At 62.1% G+C, this 5147-nt stretch carries 1 protein-coding gene; it reads right to left on the bottom strand.

Annotation, left to right across the window (positions count from 1 at the left end; genetic code table 11):
- On the bottom strand, positions 1–5147 hold a 5147-nt coding region (locus DBR18_RS29625; protein ID WP_256588827.1), incomplete at both ends, for an S-layer family protein.

Consider the following 5147-nt stretch of genomic DNA (forward strand, 5'->3'; position numbering starts at 1 on the left):
GGCGGCGGTGCGACCGGATCGCTGCTGCGGAACAGCGGATCGGGAATCACCCCATTGGTCGGCGTGGTCGGCACCGTTGGCGGAATAACCGGTGGCACGGTATTGATCGCGTAGTTATTGGAGCTGCTGACACCGCTGCCGCTGTTGCCGGACTGGTCACTGACCCCGGCGCTGTTGACGCTGATCGCATTGCTGGCGCTGTTGATGTTGGCGCCCGGGGTCAGCGTAGCAGTCCAGGTCTTGCCGCCGTCGCTGCTGCTCAGGTTCGACAGGGTGCCGTTGCCGACATTGATGTCACTGAGATCGAACCCGGTCACCGCTTCATTGAAGCTGATGGTCACCTGCGAGGTCTGGCCCACGCCCAGATCCGGATTGGCCACCACCACCGTGGCGGTCGGCCGTTCGCTGTCGAGGGCGTAGTTGTTCGACACCGCCACGGTACTGCCGGCGTTGCCCGCCAGATCGGTGACGTTGCTGGTGTCCAGCGCGATGAAGTTGCTCGGGTCGGTAACGTTGGCAGTCGGCGTGAAGGTTGCGGTCCAGGTCTTGCCGCCATCGCTGCTGGTCAGATTGCTCAGGTCGCCATTGGTCACGCTCAGGTCGGACAGGTCGAAATTGCTCACCGCCTCGCTGAAGGTGAAGGTCACCGTGGTGGTCTGGCCGATGCCCAGGTGCGGATTGGCGACCACGATATCCACCGTCGGCCGGGTTGCGTCGAGGATGTAGTTGTTGGAGATGGCGATGCTCGCGCCGAGGTTGCCGGCCAGATCCTGGACGCCGGAGGTGTCGATCAGGATCAGGTTGGTCGCGTCGTTGACGCCGGCTGTCGGGGTGAAAGTCGCGGTCCAGGTCACGCCACCGTCGCTGCTGCTCAGGTTCGACAGCGCACCGTTGGCGACGCTGATGTCCGACAGATCGAAACCGCTCACCGCTTCGCTGAAGGTGATGGTCACCGTGGTGGTTTCACCGATGCCCAGGCGATTGTCGGCGACCACAATGGTTGCGGTCGGCAGCGCGGTGTCGATGGCGAAGTTGTTCGAGTCGGTAGTACCGACGCCGCTGTTGCCGGAAGCATTGACCACACCGCTGTTGTCGAGGGTGATCAGGTTGCTGGTGTCGGCGATGTTGGCGGTCGGGGTAAATGTCGCCGTCCAGGTGATGCCGCCGTCGCTGGATGTCACGTTGCTCAGCGTGCCGTTGGCGATGCTCAGGTCCGCGTTGCTGAAACCGCTGACGGCCTCGCTGAAGGTGATGGTCACCACCGAGGTTTCACCAGCCTTGAGCGCGTTATCGGCGACGACAATGGTCGCCGTCGGCACTTCGGTCTGCACCGCGTAGTTGGCCGAATTGGTGATGCCGGTGCCGGCGTTGCCGGCCAGGTCCGTGATGCCGCTGTTGTTCAGCACGATCAGGTTGGTGGCGTCGCTGACACCGATGCTCGGGGTGAACGTGGCCGTCCAGGTGATGCCGCCGTCGCTCGACGAAACGTTGCTCAGCGTGCCATTGGCGACACTCAGGTCGGCGTTGTCGAAACCGGTGACCGCTTCGCTGAAGGTGATGGTTACCTGCGCTGTTTCGCCGGGGCGCAGGTCGGTGTCGGACATGACAATGGTCGCCGTCGGACGCTGGCTGTCGATCGCGTAATTATTGGAATCGGTGCTGCCGCTGCCGGTGTTGCCCGCCAGGTCAGTGACCCCCGTGTTGTCCAGCGTAATGACATTGCTGGTGTCGGTGATACCTGCTGTCGGAGTGAACGTCGCCGTCCAGGTGATACCGCCATCGGCGCTGCTCACCGCCGTCAAAGTGCCGTTGGCAATGGTTAGATCGGCGTTGCTGAAGCCGCTCACCGCCTCGCTGAACGTGATGGTCACCTGCGTGGTCTGGCCAACGCCCAGCGCCGGATCGGCGACGACAATGGTTGCGGTCGGGCGCTGGGTGTCGATGGCAAAGTTGTTGGAATCGGTGGTTCCGCTGCCCGCGTTACCGGCAGCATTCTGCACACCGCTGTTATCGAGGGTAATCAGGTTGGTCGCGTCGGTGATGTTGGCCGTCGGGGTGAACGTTGCCGTCCAGGTAATGCCGCCGTCGCTGCTGCTCACGGCAGTCAACGTGCCGTTGGCGATACTCAGATCGGCATTGCTGAATCCGCTCACTGCCTCGGAGAACGTAATGGTCACCAGGGACGTTTCACCCACAGAAAGGCTCGGATCGGCCACCACGATGGTTGCCGTCGGCAATACGGTGTCGATGGTGAAGTTGCCGGAGTTGGTAATGCCGGTGCCCGCATTGCCGGCAAGGTCAGCGATGCCGGAATTGTTCAGGGTGATCAGGTTGGTGGCATCGTTGATCCCGGTGTTTGGCGTGAAAGTCGCCGTCCAGGTGATGCCACCGTCGCTGCTGCTCAAGGCAGTCAATGTGCCATTGGGGATCGACAGGTCGCTGTTGTCGAAACCGGTTACGGCTTCGCTGAAAGTGATGGTCACCAGCGACGTTTGCCCCGCGCTCAGGCTGGTGTCGGCCATGACAATGGTCGCCGTCGGGCGCTGGCTGTCGATGACGTAGTTGCCGGAGCTGGTGGTCCCGCTGCCGGTATTACCCGCCGTGTCAGCAATGCCTGTGTTGTCCAGGGTAATGACGTTGCTGGTGTCCGTGATGCCTGCTGCGGGTGTAAACGTCGCCGTGAAGATGATGTTGTCCGAGGTGGTCAGCCCGGAGAGCGTGCCGTTGTCCACCGTCAGATCGGCGAGGGTAAAACCGCTCACGGCCTCGCTGAAGGTGATAGTCACGGTGGTGGTTTGCCCAACGCCCAGTGCCGAATCGGCCAGGGCGATGGTGGCGGTGGGGCGCTGGGTGTCGATGGCGTAGTTGTTGGAAATGGTGGTGCCATTGCCGGCATTGCCGGAGGCGTTTTGTACACCGCTGTTGTCGAGGGTGATGAGATTGGTAGCGTCGGTGATATTACTGGTCGGGGTGAAGGTCGCCGTCCAGGTGATACCACCATCGCTGCTCGCTACCGCCGTGAGAGTGCCGTTGGCAATCGTCAGGTCGGCGTTGTTGAAACCGGTGACCGCCTCGGAGAAGGTGATGGTCACCAGCGAGGTCTCACCGATGTTCAGGCTGTTGTCAGCAACCACGATGGTTGCAGTCGGCGCCACCGTGTTGATGGTGAAGTTGCCAGAGTTTGTGGTGCCGGTGCCCGCGTTGCCTGCCAGGTCGGCAATCCCGGCGTTGCTCAGGGTGATGACGTTGGTGGTGTCGCTGATCCCGACTGTCGGCGTGAAGGTTGCGGTCCAGGTGATGCCGCCGTCCGCACTGCTGACGGCGCTCAGTGTGCCGTTGGGGATCGTCAGGTCGGCGTTGGTGAAGCCGCTCACCGCCTCAGAGAAGGTGATGGTCACCAGCGAAGTTTCGCCGGCGCTCAAGGCCGGATCGGCGATCACGATAGTCGCCGTCGGGCGCTGGGTGTCGATGGCGTAATTGTTCGAGTCGGTGGTGCCGCTGCCGGCATTGCCCGCCAGATCGGCAATCCCGGTGTTGTCCAGGGTAATCACGTTGGTCGCGTCGGTAATGCTCGCACTCGGGGTAAAAGTCGCCGTCCAGGTAATGCCGCCATCGCTGCTGCTCACCGCCGACAGGGTGCCGTTGGTGACGGTCAGGTCAGCATTGGTGAACCCGGTCACCGCTTCGCTGAAGGTGATGGTTACCAGCGAGGTATCGCCGATTTTCAACGCAGGATTGGCCACCGTGACGGTCGCTGTTGGGCGTTGGGTGTCGACGGCGTAATTGTTCGAGTCGGTGGTGCCGGTGCCGGCGTTACCGGAAAGATCCGCGACACCGGTATTGTCCAGGGTGATCAGGTTGGTGGTGTCGGTGATGTTGTTGGTCGGGGTGAACGTCGCTGTCCAGGTGATCCCGCCGTCCGCACTGCTCACCGCACTCAACGTACCGCTGGCAATGGTCAGATCGGCGTTGGTGAACCCGCTGACAGCCTCGCTGAAGGTGATGGTCACCAGCGAGGTTTCACCGATTTTCAGCGCATTGTCGGCCACCACTATCGTCGCCGTCGGACGCTGGGTGTCGATCACATAGTTGTTGGAGTCGGTGGTTCCTGTACCGGTATTGCCGGCCAGGTCAGTGACCCCGGTGTTGTTCAGGGTGATCAGGTTGGTGGCGTCATTGACGCTGCTGTTCGGGGTAAACGTCGCCGTCCAGGTGATCCCGCCGTCCGCACTGCTGACAGCGCTCAATGTACCGTTGGCGATGGTCAGGTCGGCGTTGGTGAAACCGCTTACCGCTTCACTGAAGGTGATGGTCACCAGCGAGGTTTCGCCAATGACCAGATTATTGTCGGCAACCACGATGGTGGCGGTCGGACGCTGGGTATCGATGGCGTAATTGATCGAGTTGGTCGTGCCGGTGCCGGCATTGCCGGAAAGATCCGCGACACCGCTGTTGTCCAGGGTGATCAGGTTGGTGGCATCGGTGATATTGCTGGTCGGCGTGAAGGTCGCCGTCCAGGTGATCCCGCCGTCGGCGCTGGACACAGCGGTCAATGTGCCATTGGCAATCGTCAGGTCGGCGTTGGTAAAACCGCTCACGGCTTCGCTGAAAGTGATGGTCACCAGAGAGGTGTCACCGATTTTCAGCGCCGTATCAGCCATTGCGATGGTTGCGGTCGGACGCTGGGTGTCGATCGTGTAATTGTTGGAGTTGGTGGTGCCCACGCCTGCGGTGCCGTCGGAAACCGCCGCCACCCCGGTGTTGTCCAGGGTGATCAGGTTGGTGGTGTCGGTGATGTTGTTGGTCGGCGTGAAGGTCGCCGTCCAGGTGATCCCGCCATCGGCGCTGCTCACCGCGCTCAACGTGCCGTTGGCAATCGTCAGGTCGGCGTTGGTGAAACCGCTTACCGCGCGGCTGAATGTGATGGTCACCAGCGATGTCTCGCCAATGCTCAGCGACGGGTCGGCGACCACGATGGTCGCGGTCGGTGGCTCGACGTACGCCGTGTTGATCGTGCCGCCGTTGTTGTAGATCCCCGCGAACGCACTGGGTGTCGCGCCCGTCGCACCACCGCTGGAAAGACCACCGGTGCCACTGGCGGCGGCGTTGCCGCTGATCGCGGCAAAATTGCTCGCGGTGATCAGCAC

Origin of the sequence: Pseudomonas sp. HMWF021, from assembly GCF_003061005.1 — a bacterium.
In the GTDB taxonomy this organism is placed as follows: domain Bacteria; phylum Pseudomonadota; class Gammaproteobacteria; order Pseudomonadales; family Pseudomonadaceae; genus Aquipseudomonas.